Here is a 17,787-nt window from a genome sequence, read left to right as displayed (position 1 = left end):
GGGGCACCACAGCGGTGCTGCCCCATGGCAATGCTCGCAGCCGCACAGATCAACCGGGCCTACAACGGCAGGAACGGGCTCGGCCTGCCGTGCCAGGAGATGCGCAACGTGTCGCGGGCTCGAGTGGTGGCGACGAAGAGTTGGTTGCGGCTCTTCTTGAGTTCGCGTTCGTACCGCTTGGGGTCAGTCGTCGCGTACTTCTCAACGACAGCGGTGCGCGGGAGGATGCCGTCGCTCGCGCCGATGACCGCCAGCTTCTGGTACTCAAGTCCCTTAAAACGGTGCATCGTTCCGATGTGGACTTCGCCGCCACCTTGCGGGCCTTCCTTGGTGAGGGTCGCTGTGGTGATGCCGTGCTTCGTCTCCAGGTCGGCCGCGACGCGGCCCGCCATGTCGCCGTCGGCGACGCAGACGGCCATGGTGCCGCTGGGGTCGCGTACGGTGCCGTCTTCGGTGGGCTGCGTGATGTCCGCGCGCCACTGTTTGAGGGCTTCGGCGAGCTGCGTGATCTCGTCGGTCCAGTCGGCGCAGGCGACGTACTCGGGGGCGGGGCCGTGTAGCAGGGAGTGGTAACCGTCGAGGGTGTCGGTGCCGTCGTCGAGGTCGTCGTAGGTGCCCCCGCGGACGACCTTGGCGGCCTGGTCGAGGATCTCCTGGGTGGTGCGGTAGCTCATTGTCAGTTTCGAGGAGCGGCCACCGCGGATGTTGATGCCGACGGTGGAAAGGGTAACCTGCCGGTCGTAGATCCGCTGGTGCGTGTCGCTGGCGATGAACAGGTCGTCGGGGCCGGAGGCGACCATGGCTCGCAGCATCTTCCAGTGGGCCGGGCTGAGGTCCTGGGCCTCGTCGACGACGATGTGACGGTAGCGGTGACGCAGGTAGCGCATCGCGGAGCTGTTGTCGTCGAGGTGGGCCAGATCGCCGCCGCCGATGTCGGCCTTGCGCTCGGCCCGCGTCTGGATCTTGCGGGCGCGTTCCATCTCGTACCGCGCCGCGCGCTCGGCGGCCTGGGCCCAGGTCTCCCGGCCCATGCCGTTGAGGCGTAGGGCGAACTGGTCGAGCAGTTTCCAGACGACGGCGCGTTCGGGGCGGTTGAGGGCGCGGCCCATACCGGCGCGACGGGCCTTGAAGTAGTCCTGACGGGTACCGAGGGACTGGCCGAGGACGATCTGCTCCCATTCGTCGAAGAGGAACTCGGCGTCCCAACGTTGCTCGTCGTGTTCGAAGAGAACCTCGCTCAGCACGTCCAGCGCCCGGTCGTCGGTGATCAAGCTGCGCTGTGCGCCGGGCGCGGTGTTCTCGTTGAGGACGCTCTGGGCGAGCTGGTCGATGTGCTTGATGTCCACGCGACCGAGCAGCGCCGGGTCCATGAGCGAGGTGAGCCGGGAACGCAGGTCGGCGGTGAGGTTCTTGGTGTACGTGGTCAGCAGGATCAGCTTGCCGTGGCCGGGCGGCAGGGCCGCGGCGAGGCGGGCGACCCGGTGCAGGGCGACGATGGTCTTGCCGGTGCCGGGGCCGCCGCTGACCCGGCCGGGGCCGCTGTAGTTCCGTTCGACGATCTTGCGCTGCGTGGGGTGGAGGTAGACCTTCCAGGCTCGGAAGTCGCCCTCGGCCAGGACGTTGCGGATGTCGTCGTCGACCGTGGTGACCGCGGTCCGGGTGAGGGCCGCTGCCATGTCGTTCTCGAAGCCCGGTTCGAGCTCGGTGGAGGCAGGCTGGGTGATCTCACGCTCGACCTCGTCGACGGACATGCCGGAGCCAAGGCCGGTGAGGACCTCGGCGGTCAGGCGCGGGGCGCCGGCGATGAGCTGGTCGAATTCCTCGTCGGTCGTGACGGCGAGGGCCGGGCCGATGAGGGCATCGGCGACACCAAGCCGGCGCAGGTCCTCGGGGGTGCAGCCGACGAGGAGCGGTTCGGCGGGGACGGCCGGTTGTGGCGTCACGACGGGGGCGGGCGTGGGCTCGGCCGGTGCGGTGTGCTCGTCCTGGGCCGGCGTGAGTTGAAGTCCCGCGCGCTGAAGGACGCTCTGACCGACGACGCCGAGGTCGACGAACTCGATCTCGCCCGTAATCCGGTTGATGGCAACGGTGAGTTCTTCGTAGACGTCCTTGCGGTGGCGGACGGCAACGACCAGCCACTGCTGGACGCCATCGGCACCGACCCCGGCCCGGGCCAGCAACGCCCGGTACGAACGGTCGATCTTGGCGCGGAAGATCCGGCCGTCGCCCCTAAGAGGCTTGAGGTCGAGGCTTGGGTGATCGGGGTCAAGACGGAACTGGTGGCAGAAGTCGTAGAACTTCGTCTTGACCGACGAGTCCATCTTGTAGAGCTCGTTCTCGGCCTTCTGGTAGAGGCTCAGGCGTGCGGTCATCGTGCGGCACTCTGTTCTTCGGAGTCGGGACGGACGGTGGCGTCGGGGAGCACGCCCAGCAGAGCATCGAGATCGGCGAGCCAGTCGTCGGCCGAGCGGATGGTGAACCCGGCGTCACGGTAGGCGCTCCAGGTCTTGTTGCTCTCCTCGTCCTCCTGGTCGTACGGCTCGGCCATGACGGCGATCCGCGGAGTGTCGTGGTCCCAGACGAAATCGGCGAGCCAACCGCGTTCGCCGAGCTCGTAGCCGTAAGCGGGGGCCTTCTTGCCGCCGTCGGCCAAGACGTGGGCGAGGCGGGTGAGGGGGGAGTCAGGGTCGTCATCGTCGAGGTATTCGAGGACCTCCCGGTCCCATAGCAGATCCCGCACCGCTGCTTCGAGAGGAGTCTCGGCGGAGGCTTCCGCGGGTGCGGGCTGCGGTGCGGGTGTGCCGGTGCCGTACCGCACGACGAGGGATTCGAGTTCACCGAGGCCGCCGAAGGCCTTGAGGACCGAGATGTCGAAGCTGGCTGCGGTGGCTGTGGTGAGTTGAATGCCGTCGCCGCCGTCGTGGGCAAGGAACTGCAGGATGTTGGACCACTGGAGCCAGGAGCGCCAGCGCGCCTTGTGTTCGGGCGTGCCGAGCTGGTCGTGTGCGGTGTCGTCGAGGCAGGCCAGGGCGGACCAGTGACCGGTGGCGCCGTCGACGAGGAAGGCAACGGGGAGACCGGACTGGTCGTAAGTCTGGAACAGGTTGAGCGTGCCCATGCCCTGGACAGGCGCCGGGTCGGTGCCGTCGGTAAGGCCCCAGGCCTCGAGGAGCCCGCTGAGCGTCTGACGCGTCTGGTCGGGCGTGCCGTTGCCGACGAGGATCTCCTGGCCGGTCCCCAGGAGCCCGCCGACCATGGCTGATGCCCGCCTGCCCCAAGCCGCGTCGTCCGAGCTGCGCAGGTAGGCGAGGAGCATGGTCATCGGGTCGGTGAAGGCGGTGGTCGCGAGGTCGTCGCCGCCACGGTCGGCGTAGAGCTGCTTGGCCAGGTCCTGGGCACTGCGTGGGTACGGCGGCCATACCGGCTCGGCCGCCTCGCGCCCCGCGCCGGACTCCGCCGTGTTCGTCTGCCGCTCGAAGGCGTCAAGGTCGTCCCAGGTGAGCTGGAAGACGATTCTCCCCTCGGCCCGGAGCCGGTTGCGTTTGTCGGCGTCGCCGGCGAGCCGGTTGTGTCGGCGGGAGGCGTGGAAGCGGTGTCCGTCGAGGTAGACGGTGATCTTCTGCTTGGGGCCGTCGACGCGTTCGAAGGTGAAGTCGGTACGAGTGTAACCCTCGTTGCGTTGCGCTGTCAGACGCCAGCCGTGCACGGTGCCGACCTCGTCCAGACGCAGATAGGCGCTGTTGTCGCCGCTCTCCTCCAGCACGGCGTCGCCGCGCTGTCCGGCCCACCCGCGGAGGGCCTTGAGGAAGCGTGCCTCCAGATCGGACTCGACCTGTCCGTCGAGACCGATCTGATCGGTGTTGCCAACCTTCTTGGTGTCCCAGGCGTCGGTGTCGGTGCCCAGGAGTTCGTCGAGGATCTCCAGGGCGGCCTGGCGGGAGACGCGCTCGATGTACTGCTCGTCGGCGTAGAGGTACAGACAGCGGTGACAGGCCGGCCCGCCCTCCTCGTTGCAGGGGCACTCCACGAGCAGCCGGCGCGCGCCCTCCAGCACCTGCCGGAAGGCGGCGGGGTCGGTAAGCCGGTCCAGGTAGCCGGTGCCGTGCGGGAGACGGTCGTACAGGACGAGGAAGTGCCGTTTCTCCGCGGTGTCACGGTCCGGCATGGTCGCGAGGGTGGTAGCGAGGTGCTGCGGGTCACCGCCGAAGGCGCCGTCCACGCCCAGGCGCAGGGCCGCCTGGAAGGAGTGGACCTTCTCCTCGACGAGGACGGTCGCGGCCGGCAGCAGGATGCGCAGCGCTTCGGTCTCCAGCTCGTGGGCGAGCAGGACCGGTTCCTGGGGTACGCCCTTCTTGCCGCGCCGCAGCGGGCACCAGGGAGTGTGGTGCTTGAGTTCGCGCTGGCGGTTGGCGGAGTTGTCGACGGCGTCCCGGTCGTCGTCGAAGACCGGCCGGCCGTCGGCGCTCGCGGCCCCGCAGGCGGTGCACACGTGGAAGGGGGCGATGCGCACCGGCTTCCCGGCGAGTTGATCGTTCTCCTGGGCGCCGATGCTGAGCGGTCCGGTGTTGATACGGCGGATGACGGCACGGCGGGTGTAGTCGACGCCGAAGATCTCTTTGGTGTGCCGCCAGGACTTGCCCTTGGCGAAGTGGTCGGGGTGGATGTCGACCATGTCGACGACGGTATAGAAGCGGCGGTCGCGGTCGTCGCTCTCGTCGCCGATCCTGGCGTCCTCCCGCTTGTCGCGGGCCGTCACGACGCTGGGCTGGACGATCTGCCACAGGCTGCCGGAGTCGGCGATGCCCGTCTCCCCGCAGCGCGGGCAGGGCGTGATGTCGTTCTCGGCGTTCTCGGTGCGGACGTAGCCGCACGAGGGGCAGAAGCGCCAGTGACGCCAGTCCTGGTCCCGGCCGGTGACGATGTCGATACCGGTGATCCGGTGCTTGTAGCCCTCGGCGTAGAAGGTGTTGCCAGGGGCGAGTTCGGACAGGGCGAAGCCGCGCGGTCGCCCGTAGGAGAACGACTTCGACTTGTAGCGGGGCCGGCCTTCCGGTGTGGTGCCTTCGGGCCAGAAGACGGTGGCGTCGAGGGTGGTCGTGGCGTCGATGAGGGCATAATTGGGCAGCAGGCCGAGGTCGCACAGCACGGTCTGGGCGGGCTGACGCTGGCGCGTGGCGCCCTGCTTGGAGATGGCTCCGAGTTCGGCCTCCAACTCCGCCTTTGTATCTGCCTGTTCGTCGTCGCCGTCCTTGAGCTCGTCGATCGCGGAACGGATCGTACGGATGCGGGTGCGCAGCTTCTGGTTCTCGCGCTCCCACTCCCGCTCGGCCTTCTCGATCGCGCTGCGGATGCCACGGACCGCGTACTTCTCCAGCTCCGCCTTGGCGGTGTCGCTCACGCCGGTCGGGAACAGGGCGAGGAAGTCGGCGACAAGTTCCTCGCCGTGGGCGAGGGCGGCGTCGGTGAAGTCGGCGAGGTAGCCGGAGGGGCCGAAGAGCTCGTCGACCCGGCGTGACAGCGCGGCCAGCGGCCTGCCGTCCTCGCGCAGCAGCCGGCCGCGCGCCGCGAGATCGAGGAGGTGGGCGGTGTACTGGCGGCGCAGGATCTCGATGGCCGACAGATACGAGCCGGGCGGCACGATCCGTCCGTCGATCATGTCCCGGGGCCGGTCGAGGAAGTACAGGTCGCGGCGCTTGCGGTCGGGAATGGTCAGTAGGAAGGCGTTGCCGGTACGGCGTCCGGCCCGACCCGCCTGCTGGGCATAGTTGGCCGGACGGCGCGGTAGGGCGCCCAGGACGACGGCGGACAGGTCGCCGATGTCGATGCCCATCTCCAGGGTGGGCGTGCAGGACAGCACGTTGGGGTCGTTGAATCCTTCGCCGTTGCGGAAGGCGTCCTCGACGCGTTCGCGCTTGCCGCGGGAAAGCAGACCGGTGTGCTCGGCGGTGATGACCTGGTAGGTACCCGCTCGCCGGTACAGGCTGCGGTAGTAGTCGTCGCGGTAGTCGCGGTCCCGGTCGTGCCGGTCCACGGTCTCCAGCCACCGATCCCCCGCGACCAGCCGCCCGGTCGTGCAGCGATACGCCTGACAGGGCTGCCCGTGGTACTGCGCCAGCAGCGAGGGGTGGACGGTCTGCTCCCAGAAGCACTTCGGGCAGCGCACATACGCCTCGTTGACCTGGGCGTCCGTCAGCAACTGCAGCCGGATGGCGCCCGGTTGAAGGCCGTACAGGCGGGCGGCCGTGTCGCTCGGGGTGCGCGCAGCGAGCAGCCCGGCGTCGGTGAGCCGGGGCAGAAGCCGCACCCAGAACTCGTCGGCCTGCTCGCGGGTCATGTCGAGGCAGCGCTGGGCCCAGGTCTGATACCAGGACAGACGTCCGGCGGCGAAGTCGAACTCGCTGCTCGGCTTGGGCCGCGCGAGCAGGAAGCTCGGTGCGGAGACCCCCTTGGGGAAGGCCTTCATGCCGCGCGGGCGCCCTCCCCAGATGAAGTAGCGGCTGGTGCCCGCCTCGTCGAGGAACTTCTCCAGCCACCGGTGCCCAACCGCCCCGCGCGTACGCAGCCGCTCCAACAGGCCGCGCAGGAAGGCCAGATAGCGGGCGTCGCCGTGTTCGGTGAGCGTCAACCCGCGGTGGGCGGCCTCCTCATGAGCGGCGCGTACGAGCGCCACGGCCGCCTGCTCGTCGGGGATGTCCACCCAGGCGGCTGAGGTTCGGGTCAGTTCGAGGGTACGGCCGTTGCGGGAGCGGTGGCCGAACTCCATGACGGCCTCGAACGCGAACCGTTCACCGATCAGGTCCCAGGTCTTCTTGTCCCCGCCTCGTCCTTGGCCGGACAGCAGGCGTGCTACGCCTATGTCGTCGTGGAGGTCCGGCGGGACGACGGCGGCGAGTGTCTCACGGTCAGTGGTGGCCGCGACGACGTCGGCGACGAGGTCGTGAAGGGCGCTGGGCTGCTGTTCGCTCAGGTGCTTGGTGAACAGGGCCCGCAAGGAGAAGGTGTACGAGCGGGAGGCGACGAAACCGGCCCGGTGCGCGGCGTCCTGCACCGAGTCGTTGAACATCAGCGTCTTCGTCTCACGCTGCTTCTTGTCCATCTCCCCGCCGGTGAACAGCTGGGTGACGGAGGCGGCGGCGAGCGCGGCGGCACCCGTACCGACGAAGCGGATCGCGTTGTGGGTGCCGCAGGCGGGGCACCAGTCGTCCTTGGCGGCGCGTTCCGCGGTGTCGCCGAGCTGGACCAGGACGAAAGCGGAGTCAGGACCGGCAGGAGCCGGGTTGCCCTCGTCGTCGTAGTCGTCCTGGGGGTCGGGCAGCCGCAGGCGCTGGGACAGGCCGTCGAGCACCATGAGCACGCCCGCGCCGCCGGTGGTCAACGACCGCTGCGCCGCCGGGTCCATGGCGGTACGGCCGTTGCCCTCACGGGCCTCGTTGTCGGTGGCCGCCACCAGGGTGCGCACCTTGGCCTTCTCGGCGGTGACGGTGGCCCGGCGGATCTTGTGGGCCTCGAAGTTCAGCTCCTCGAAGTCCGACTCGGGGGCGAGGACCGACCAGCCGGAACGCCCGCACTCGCGGCAGTACACCGCAGGTAGGAAGATCTTGGTGTCGCGGGAGGTGGTGGTGTCTGGCGTCGTACGCGACTGGCTCTGTGCCCCGGCCGTGTCCCACGCGAACTCGGCCTTCGGCCATGGCAGTACGCCCCGCAGCATGCGGGTGACGGACCGTGCCCACTGGTGCACCTCGACCTGGACAAAGGGGCGGCTGATCGCGGCCGGCGCGTCAGGGTCACGCGCCACGGACAGCAGCGCGACGAAGCGGGCGAGTGCCAGCGCGGCGATCTGGGGCCGTGTCGTGATCGCCTCGTCCCAGCTCTTCGCCCCACTGCGGCGCATCACGTCAAGCACCTCGTCGTAGGTGCGCACCGTACCGTCGAAGGCGTTCAGAACGGCGTACGTGAGCCGATTGCGCTTGAGCGCGGCACCGAGGGCGACCGGATCAGTGATCCGGCTTCCGGTGACGGCCTCGGCGAGGTCCGCGAGCTCTTCGGGGCCGGATGCCGGATCCGGCAGGGCGGTGAGTGTCTCAGGGGGCGTGGCCTGACCAGGGAGGAATCTCGCGTCCGGGATCGACTCGTCCCCACCCAGGATGAACTCGTCGACCGTCAGCCGGTCCTCGCCGACAATCGCGTCCTCGGTGAACTCCGTGCCGAAGACATTGGTGGCCACGGAGAGGAGTTGCTGTACCCCGTCCTCATCGGTACCGGAGGCCAGGGTCGCGGAGGTGGCGATGGGGGTGATCGAGCCCAGCGGCATGCCAGGCCGGTTGGCATCGACGGCGATGGCGAGACGGCGCAGCAGCATGGCGACGTCGGTGCCCTGCGCGCCGTCGTAGGTGTGGAACTCGTCGACGACGACGTAGCGGATGTCGCTGCCGTCCCACAGCGGGGCGTCGGCCGCGCGCTGCAGGAGCAGGTCGAGCATCTTGTAGTTGGTGATCAGGATGTCCGGCGGAGACAGCTGCATGTCCTGGCGACGGGTGTAGACCCGGTCGTAGTGCGTCGCCGCCTTCTCCCCGATGTACAGGCCGGCGCGGACACCGCTCAACTCGTCGTAATCGGTGAGCAGATCGTTGATACGGGCCGCCTGGTCCGTAGCCAGGGCGTTCATCGGGTACAGGAAGACCGCCTTGACCCCGTTGTTCCCAACCGCCCGCTCGCGGGCACAGTGATCGAGAACGGGGTACAGGAACGACTCGGTCTTGCCGGAACCTGTGCCTGTCGTGACGAGCGTGGGCTGAGGTGTGTGGCCGTCCTTGGAGGTGAGCCGGGCAAAGGCGCGGGCCTGGTGCGCGTACGGCGTCCAGTCGTCAGTACGGACCCAGTCCAGATGCTGCTGCCAGCCGTCGTCGGCCGGGGTGAAGGGGGTACGCAGGCGCAGGTACGGTCCGCGGAACATGCCCGTCGTCTCGTCCCCGAGGAAGGCGTTCAGCGCCTTACGGGCGCCCTCGTCCGCAAGACCGTACGTCGTGGACAGGTACTGGAGCAGGCTCTCCTTGAGTCCCTGTGCTTCGAGGGTCGGCCTCACGGGGTCGGGACCTCCATCTTCTCCGGGTCCCACAGACCCTTCACTACGGCTTCGTCGAGGCGCTGCTTGAAGTAGGCGTGGGCTTCACGCATTTCGCGCTCGCGGTTCGCCTTGTAGAAGGGGGCGGTGTAGCCGTCGGGGACGGGTACGTCAGTGCTCGGATCCTTGTCGTAGGCCTCGCGATACTCCTCGAACCGGGTCCAGTGTTCCTTGGTCTGGTCGAAGCCGTAGGTGTATCGGTCTCCGGCGATCTTTCGCTCCTCGGCGTCGAACCAGGTCACCCGGTCAAAGTCCTGCATGATCGGGAAGCGGGCCCGGTACATGGCGATAAGCGTCTTCGCGTCGATGCCGAGCCATACGGCGACGAGGGCATCGATTTCCACGAGGGCGGCTCGGCGGGCGTATTCGGTGCGGAGAGGGGTGTCGCGCCGCCAGGTGGGTGTGACGTTGTGCAGCTCGGTCTTGATGTTGGGCCAGCTGATCGCCCAGGGTTCGTAGCCGGGCCACTTGGGGTCGTAGAGCTCTGACCAGAGGTCGGCGTAGGCGCTGGTGAGGGCGTTTAGGCGGAGGGTGCGGAGGAGGAGGGCAGCCGCTAGAGGGTGCTCTTCCTGTGGTGCCGGCATCGTACGCGCGCCTGCTACCTGCAAGTCGGAGCGCCCGGAGGTGCGCAGCAGGTAGTCCAGTGGCAGGGAAGCCCAGAAGCCCGCGGTAAGTGCCGTAAGGCGCTCGCTCGTGACACGGGCGCTGTGGACCATGTGAATGTGCGAAGCCCCGCGGGGGATCAACGCTGCGTAGAGCGCGCGCTCAGTGTCCGGCGCGATCTGGCGCCGCCACGCCACGCGGTACTCCTCCGTGTATGGATAACTCGCCTTGGCAAGCAGGAACTTCTCGACCTGCTCGTCCTCGACCTCTTCCGGCTCCACCTCGCGCTTCTCCGCGATCCTGAGCCGAGCCTGTGCCCGCTCCTGCTGGGATGCGAGCAGCGCCTCGTACTGCTCCCAGTCAGGCCACCTGTCCTGCTCGCCCAGGAACACGTCGTGGGGAGCCACGCACCGGTACTCCGACTCCGGCACTGCGTCGTTCGCGAGCCCCTTCGGGTCAAGGCCACGTACCTCACCGCCGCCCTGGCTGGGCTGCTTGAACATCGGGTTGGCTACGCCGATCTGCGGTCCCTTGAGGATGACGTCGCTCCACGCCTTCGCGTGGTAGTCGTCCTGGCCGGCGATACCGGTGTTGTAGTCGATGAGTCGTTGATCCTTGTTCGGGCCGAACTTTGCCTTCTTCGCACCGCTCTCGTCGTACCCACGGGTGATATCCGGGGACAGCGCGCCGAGCCGCGAGGCATAGATCCCCAGTGCGTCGATCGCTGGGTCCTCCGCCGTGCTCACCGGCGTGACCAGACGCGTGTGCTCCAGGGGCCCCTCATCACCCGCCAGGCGACGCCACCGCTTGAGGGTCTCCGGGGTCACGCGAACGACACGCTTCGGGTGGGGGCGTTCGTCCCAGTCGCCGTCGTACTTGACGCCAGGATCGGCGCCCGTGTTCTCGGCGGAGGCGGACAGCCGAAGCGTGTCGACAGTGAAGAGCCACGACAACGAATCGAAGGAGATTTCTCCCTCGGTCCCGTAAATGTGCACACCGAAGTGACTCGACCGCCCCACCGGCGGCGGGAAGAACCGGTTGCCCGCGTTCACAAAGTCCCCGTGCACCCGCAGCCGCCGGTATGCCGCGGCCCGCAGCGCGGCCTCCTTGTCCCCCGCGAAATGAGTGTCTGGGTGCACCATCCCGGCGGCCCCGCCGCTCCCCGCGTGATCCCACACCTCGCACATGAACGCCCGATACAGATCCGGCTGGCTTCCCGAAATCAGCGGGTACACGGGCGCCGACGAGAGGTAGCTCGCCATGGTCACCGTGTTAGTCACCTCGCCGAGTAGGTACTCCTGCACCTCCTCGCGTGCGAGTTCGGCATCCCGCCGCCGGTTCTTGTCCTCCGCCTTCGGCTTCTCCGTGAGCATGAACCAAGGCTCGTACTCCGCTAGGACCGGATCCTCTTTCCACTCCGGCCGCACCCACGGCGGGTTACCCACCTGAATGTCAAAGCCTCCCGCCTCACCGGCGAAGACACCCGCGAAGTCCAACTCCCAGTGCAGAAAACCCTGTTGCTCAGCAATATCGCGAACGACCCGCATCCACGGGTACCGCGTCTCAACTGCCTTACGGGCATCATCCATGCCCATCTCGGCCTGGATCAGGCCTTCGAGCTTCTTCAGCTCCTCCAGGGAGTCGACCGTCGTGGCAAAGGTCTCCTCCGGCACCGATCCCGTGCCGAGCATGGACTCCAGGAAGGCGATCCAGTCGTCCATGTCCGCCAGCGGAATGACATCGCGGCGGCGTGCCGGTCCACTGGGCTTCTTGGCAGCGGAGGAGCCGCGCTTCTTCTTGGCCTCCTTCTTCTTCCCGGCCCCGTCGTCACTCTCAGCCTCGCCCAGGGAAATCTGGTCACCGTCCATGGTGAACAGCAGGCCCGGCTCTAGGAACTGAGGCACAGGCGTCGGCTCGGGCGCGCGCTCCTCGACCTGCACCGTCGGCCCGGCCACCGACGACAACAACGCGTCCAGGTCGGCCCCAGCCTCCGCCGTCACTACCGGAGCCGTCGCGTACTCCGCATCGGCCCCATCCAGCAGCCCCACCTTCTCCAGCGGCCAGAACCACAGCGCGCACCAGGCGTCCATGACCTGCTTGAGCCGCCAGTACGGGGAGCCCTCCGCCGCGAAGAGGTCTTTGAAGACCTGCTCCTTGGTCAGTGGCAGGCTCTGGTCCGGGTTCTGCTTGTCGCGGCGGAGGAAGGCGTACTCCTCCGCGTCCTCCTCGCGATCGGTCCCCCACACATCGATGGTGCGGGCGATCTCCTGCTCGCTCAGCTCCATGCGCTTGGCGACCAGCTTCCACAGGAACTCGACGCGAAGGGCCGCAGCCTGCAACCGGGTGAGCTGGCTGCCCCTGCCGCCCGTTGTCTTGGGCTTCGCCTTGATGCTGTTCTTCCACGCTTTAAGCTGCTCCAACTGCGGCCCGGCGAGCTGCTCCACCAACTTCTTCGCATCCCCGCTCGCCCCCGCGACCGCACCCCACCCAGGCGTCGGCAGAAGGAACTGATGCACAGCCCCATCCGGCAGCAACTGCTCCGAGCCATCCCCAGATGCCCGGAACGGCAGCTTGATCGGCGTGTGTGCACCGATCGTCCGCTCCTTCTTGATGCGCTCGGCCTCGTACACCCAACGCCGGGCTCCGATAAGCGAGTTGCCTCGCCGCAGATGCAGTCCGAACCAGGGGGCACGCATGCCGGGGTGCATGGTGTTGAGCCATAGCGACACCTCCGCCAGCTCCACACCCGTCGAGTTCAGGTCGATCCCGTACGCGTTGTGAAGGGCGATGTACGCCTTCACCTTCTGCTCGGCATCGAGCGTCTTCGACGTGTCCAGGCTGACACCCAGCTCATCCTGACGGCGCTTCAGGTATTCCTTGGCGACCTGGTTGATCGCCTCGTTGAGGAACGCGCCGGACCCCAGGGCCGGTTCGCAGATCGTGTAGCGCAGTAGCTCGCTCGCGCGGGTGTGGACCGTGTTGCCGTCGGCGTCCTTTTCCTGGTCGAGGCGGTGCTTGAGTGCCAGCTCGACGGTGACCTTCGTAAGAGACTCGGGGGTGTAGTACGAAGCGGACGTCTCGCGGTCGCGGCCGGCCAGTCGGTAGACGAAGGTGTCCTTGTCGTACTTCTTGGGGCCACGCAGACCGTACTGTTCGGCGTCCTGGGCGGAGTACACAACGTACGTGTTCTCCCTGTACTTGGTCAGCTGGTCGGCGGGAATGAGCCAGGACCCCTTTTCGGGATCGCCGTACTGCTTGTCGCCCTTCTTCGCGCCAGGCTTGGCGACCTCGGCCAGCTCGTCCTTGGCGATGATGCCGGTGTAGGACATCAGGCCCTCGTAGACGGCGCCCAGCTGGTTGATGCCGAGGTTGCGGTAGGAGATGAAGCCGCCCTGTCTGCCCCTCTGGCCAGCTTCCTTCATGGTCAGCAGGCGCAGCACCTGGTGCAACGCCGCGTTGCGCAGCCGCAGATCCAGCCATCGCGGCTGCTCGTCGCCATCCTCGTCCCAGTGGGGGTGGAGGATGCGGCGGCCGATGAGGGTGATCGCCTTAGGGTCGAACAGTTCGCTGCGGAGCGGCTCGAAGCGCAGGCCGCGTAGTTCGCTGCGTTCCTCGGCTGGCTTGTCGTCGTCAGTCTCGGTGCCGTGTGGGCGATGGCCGTAGTTGACCTTGTTGAAGAGGACATCGAGGGAGGCGTAGAGGTGGAAACCTCTGCGGCTGTCTTCCTCGACCAGCTTTCGCTCGCGCGCCACCAGTTCGCGCAGGCGGCCGATCGAGTACCCGGCCTGGTACGTCGAGTCATCGGCGGGCAGGATGCCCAGCTCGGGGCGGGCCTCCGCGTAGAGGAGGAAGAGGATGCGGTAGAGGTAACGCAGCGATTCGCGCGTGAGCTGCTTGGCGAACGGACCCTTCTTGAGGTCCTCGACCTCCCGGGGCTCGACCTCCGCCTCGCGCAGGCGGGCGAGTACCTCGTTCGCGATGATCTCGACCGAGTGCTGGAGTCCCTTGCGCAGCTCGGAGTTGACGCCGACGGCGTTGTCACGGGACGCCTTCAGCAGATCGTCGATGCGTCGACCCTTGCCGTCGAGGCGGGGCGCGAGCATGTCATGGGAGAAGAGGGCCGCGAGAAGGGCGAGTTCGCCCGCCTTCGCCGTGTCGTTGCGGGCAAGGGCCGCGTCCAGGTTGGCGGCGAGATAGCGGCCTTCGGCCCAAGAGTTGCGGTCGGCGAGGACTAGTACGCCACCGCAGAGCAGCAGGATGAAGCGGGGTCCATCGCCGCCGGGCTCGTGCAGTTCGCTCTGGAAGAGCCAGCCCGCCAGTTTCTCGCCGACTTCGAGGAGGCCGTCGGCGGTCTTGAGGGAGTGGAGGAGCTGCCCGGCCTTCTCGGCGTCGAGGGCGTCATCCAGTTTGGCGGTCCAGCCGCAGTCGATAGCGAGGATGCCGTCTCCGTGCCAAGCGACCTGGAGTTCGTACTCCTTGCCCGCGTTGTGCACGGTGATCGGCTCAGGCCGGTCAACGCCGTAACCGAGGGCCTTGAGGACGGCTGTGTGCCAGGCGGCGAGGCGTTCTGCCCACTCGCCCGTGGGGTCGTCGTAGGTGCTACCGAGTTCTTCCTGCTGGGCGCGGGAGGCCAGGAAGGGGCGCACGGTGGCCAGGTACTCACCGCGGAGCCGAGGAAGGAGTTCGCGCGGGGTGGGCTGCGGGTCGTGAGGGTCGGTCTCGCGACTGGTCCACAGGGTGAACAGGCCCTCGTCGCCCGCCTTGCTCTTCTTGAGAGTGTTCTCCAGCTCCTCGCTGAAGTAGTGAGCGGAGAAGTATTCGCCGCGGTTGGCGAAGGAGTCGTAGGTGTAGCTCATCGCGCTGACTCCTCGGCGTGTACGGCGGAGACGGTGGTGGGGTGGAGGGGTTCGAGGACGCCGAGGACCCGCAGCATTGGGTCGCCGTCGGTCCGCAGACGGCGTACGAGAGCGCGCCGGCGGGCTGCCGTGTCGGACACCTGCTTACGGCGACGCTCCTGGTTGCCGACGGCGATCAGGGCGCCCTGCTCCCAGACCTGCACCCGGTCCTCGTACGGGGCCAGGTAGGAGTCGACCTGCTTGTCGTAGTCGGCGCGGCGTTCACGCAAGTGCGTCTCGGCCGCATCGACGGCCGCGGGGACGAGTCCCTGAAGGAGGTCGGGGTCGACGGGCTGGGCGCGGCCGGGCATGTCGGGGCCTACGCCGCAGGCGGCGAGGAACGCCGAGTCCATGCGCCATACGCAAGGTCTGGACTCGGCGAGGCCGGTGACGGCCATCCACTCCACGACCGTCGGCTTGCCCGCCGCGTTGGAGTAGACGCCCTGGAGGAGGTAGACCGGGCCGGTGAGGGCCGTCGGCAGCGCCGCGTCGATCCGTTTGGCCTTGCCGACGTCCGGCTGGTAGGCGAGGACGAACGCCTCGTCGTACTTGAGCTTGGCGAGGACCTTGTCCGTCACCCAGTCGAGCACGGGGTGGATGTCGGAGACGTAGGACACATTGGGCCACTGGGACGTGGGCTCGTCGGTCTTGCCCTGCTTGGCATTGCGGGCAGCCTCCAGCCGGTCGGCGGCGTACTGCTTGTCGAAGGTGAGACGGAGCGTGCCGTCGTACTTGGGCGTGGTGAGGATCTTCTCCTGCTCCAGGTACGACTTCGGCAGCTCCCGGAAGCGGTACTGCAGGTCGTCGGGCGGAGTGAACTCGATGCGACCGCCCGCCGTCTCGGGCTTCCAGTCGAGTGCCTCACGCTCGGCCTGCGGGTAGATAAGGTCCACGGCAGTGTGGAAGTACGCCTTGGTATCGGCGAACACATGGGGTACGTCGGCCTCCGGCACCGCGGCCGTGCCGACGGTGGCCGGAGTGGCCGTCGGATCGGCGAGCCGAGCGTTGACACCGGCGAGGAGCCCCGCGAGGACTCCGCCGGACTCCTGCTGGGACTGCTTGATGGAGCGGTCGACGGTGCCGCCCTTGATGAGGTCGTAGGTGAGGCGGTCTTCTTCCTTCTTGTCGTTGTAGAGACCAGTGATGGCATCAGCGCTGCCCTCGCCGGTCTCGATCTCGTGCGCCTGGGCCTCGCGGCGCAGCAGCCGGGTGCCGACGAGCCGGTCGTCGAGCGTCAGCATCTCGCCCGTCTCCTCGTCACGCCGCCAGGGCACATCGGCGGTGAGGGTGAGCGCACGGAACTCGGGGCTGACCGCTTGCCCGTAGCGGTCGATGCGCCCGTTGCGCTGCTCGATGCGAATCAGGGACCAGGGCAGGTCGTAGTGGATGAGGTCGTGGCACTGGTGGTGGAGGTTGACGCCCTCGGAGGCGATGTCACCGGTGAACAGCAGCCGTACCGGCTCCTCGCGCCGGCCGAAGCGGTCGACGATCTCCCGCTGTTGCTGGTCGTTGGTGGTGTCGCCGTGCATGACCTCGACGACGCCGTCGTACGCCTTCCAAGGACGCGTCTTGTCGGGCTTGGCCAGGTTCTTCTTCTTGAAGCCGAGGCGGGCCGGGACCTGCTGGGCCAGCCAGTCCAGGGTGTGTACCCGCTCAGAGAAGATCACGACGCGGCGCTCGGAGTGCGGGCCGACGCCAAGGTCGTCCTTCAGTGTGCGGACGAGGGCGTCGAGCTTGGCGGAGTCCTGGTCGGTGAACTCCGCGACTAGCGCCTCCAGCTCCGCGAGGGCCTTGCTCTCGGCAGCAATAGCGGCGCGGCGCTCGGGAGTGTCCGGCGCGGTCTTTGTCTTGCCCTTCGCCGTACGACTCTTCGGATTGTCGAGGTAGGCACGGCGGTTGGCGAGGGATTTCCGCAGCGCAACGTGGGAGGAAAGGAACGCCTTCAGGAAGCCGTAGGCGATGATCGGCTCGGCGCAGACCGACGAACGGCTCGGATCCCCCGGGGTCCACTCCTTTTCGAGCTTCTCCAGGACGGCGACCTCCTTCGGCGTCGCCGGAGCCGACACCGGAAGGGAGGGACCTCGTTCGGCCCAGGGCTTGCCCTTGAGTCCGTCGCGCACCTCGCGGTCTGTCTTGGTACGCCGGATGTAGAGGTGGTCAAGGTCGGCGACCTTGTAATTCTTGGCATCGGCGATCGCCGCGGGATCGAGCATCTTAATCAGCTCGGCGAAGGATTCGGCATTGCCGTTGTGCGGGGTCGCGGAGGCCAGGATCAGCGCATCGGTCTGCTCGGCGAGACGGCGTGCGAGGCGGTTGTTGCGGGTGCCCTTGTTCACGAGGTTGTGCGACTCGTCGATGACCACCGCGTCCCAGGTGATGTTCTCCAGGTGGTGGGCGTACGTCGCCGACTTGAGGGTGTCGACGGACACGATGACACGCTTGAAGTGGGCGAACGGGTTCCGGCCCGCCGGGATCTCCTGCTGGATGCGCTGAATGCCGGTGGAGTCTAGGCGCACCAGCGGCAGGGCGAAGCGGGTCCACAGCTCACGCTGGAACTGCTCCAGCACATGGGCGGGCGTGACCACGAGGATGCGCTCGCCGCGCCCGCGCCGGATCAGCTCCGCGAGTGTGATGCCGATCTCCAGCGTCTTGCCCAGCCCGACCACGTCGGCGATGAGCAGCCGGGGCTGTGGGTTACGCATGGACAGCGCCAGCTCGGCGGGGCGCAGCTGGTGCTCCTGCCGGTCCATGAGGAAGGAGTCGGCGAGCGCGATGCCGTGCTCGGTCTGCGGCAGCGCGGTCTTGCGGATGACCGCCTCCAGGTACAGGCGGGCCTTGGCATGCCTGGAGGTGTCGTCGGGCACGAGCCGAGTCTTACGCGGATCGAGTACGTCGATCTGATCAAGGCCGGAGTAGAACACCGCATCCGTGCCCCGGACGAACGAGGACACCCCGCTGACCTCGACCATCATTCCGTCGCGGGACTCGTCGACGGACTTCACCAGCCACTGCTCGTGGCGGATGCGCACCTGGGCGCCAGGCGCGAAGGTCGGCTTCGCACCGGCCGGATACGCCGACGCCGCATCGGCGTCGCGCGCCTCAGGAACCTCGGGCTGCATCGCCGTGGTCACGTGGTGCTCCTCTGTGGACTGTGTACTCGTGATGTGC

Annotated in this window: 4 protein-coding genes; all 4 read right to left on the bottom strand. The window is 67.8% G+C overall.

Features of this window, described 5'->3' with window-relative positions; translation table 11 throughout:
• Nucleotides 1–59 precede the first annotated feature (59 nt).
• The 4 genes from ABT170_RS00960 to ABT170_RS00945 are packed head-to-tail and all read right to left on the bottom strand — an operon-like array spanning nucleotide 60 to nucleotide 17,750.
• Nucleotides 60–2,372, bottom strand: coding sequence for a UvrD-helicase domain-containing protein (locus ABT170_RS00960; protein WP_351863269.1), 2,313 nt, complete (start codon nucleotides 2,370–2,372; stop codon nucleotides 60–62).
• Complete coding sequence (locus ABT170_RS00955) at nucleotides 2,369–9,082, bottom strand: DEAD/DEAH box helicase family protein (RefSeq protein WP_351863267.1); 6,714 nt, start codon at nucleotides 9,080–9,082, stop codon at nucleotides 2,369–2,371. The genes ABT170_RS00960 and ABT170_RS00955 overlap by 4 nt, the downstream gene beginning before the upstream one ends.
• Nucleotides 9,079–14,580: a hypothetical protein gene (locus ABT170_RS00950; protein WP_351863265.1), complete on the bottom strand. Its 5,502-nt coding sequence runs from the start codon at nucleotides 14,578–14,580 to the stop codon at nucleotides 9,079–9,081. Before ABT170_RS00950 ends, ABT170_RS00955 begins: the two co-directional genes overlap by 4 nt.
• Nucleotides 14,577–17,750, bottom strand: coding sequence for a DEAD/DEAH box helicase (locus ABT170_RS00945; protein WP_351863263.1), 3,174 nt, complete (start codon nucleotides 17,748–17,750; stop codon nucleotides 14,577–14,579). Before ABT170_RS00945 ends, ABT170_RS00950 begins: the two co-directional genes overlap by 4 nt.
• Nucleotides 17,751–17,787 lie beyond the last annotated feature (37 nt).

This window comes from Streptomyces sp. NPDC001787, assembly GCF_040297465.1.
Lineage (GTDB): Bacteria > Actinomycetota > Actinomycetes > Streptomycetales > Streptomycetaceae > Streptomyces.
This window is presented reverse-complemented; position numbering and strand designations above follow the sequence as displayed.

Excerpts from the sequence above, each read along its gene's own strand:
- ABT170_RS00960 (WP_351863269.1), bottom strand. The coding sequence starts at position 2,372 with ATGACCGCACGCCTGAGCCTCTACCAGAAGGCCGAGAACGAGCTCTAC.
- ABT170_RS00950 (WP_351863265.1), bottom strand. The coding sequence starts at position 14,580 with ATGAGCTACACCTACGACTCCTTCGCCAACCGCGGCGAATACTTCTCC.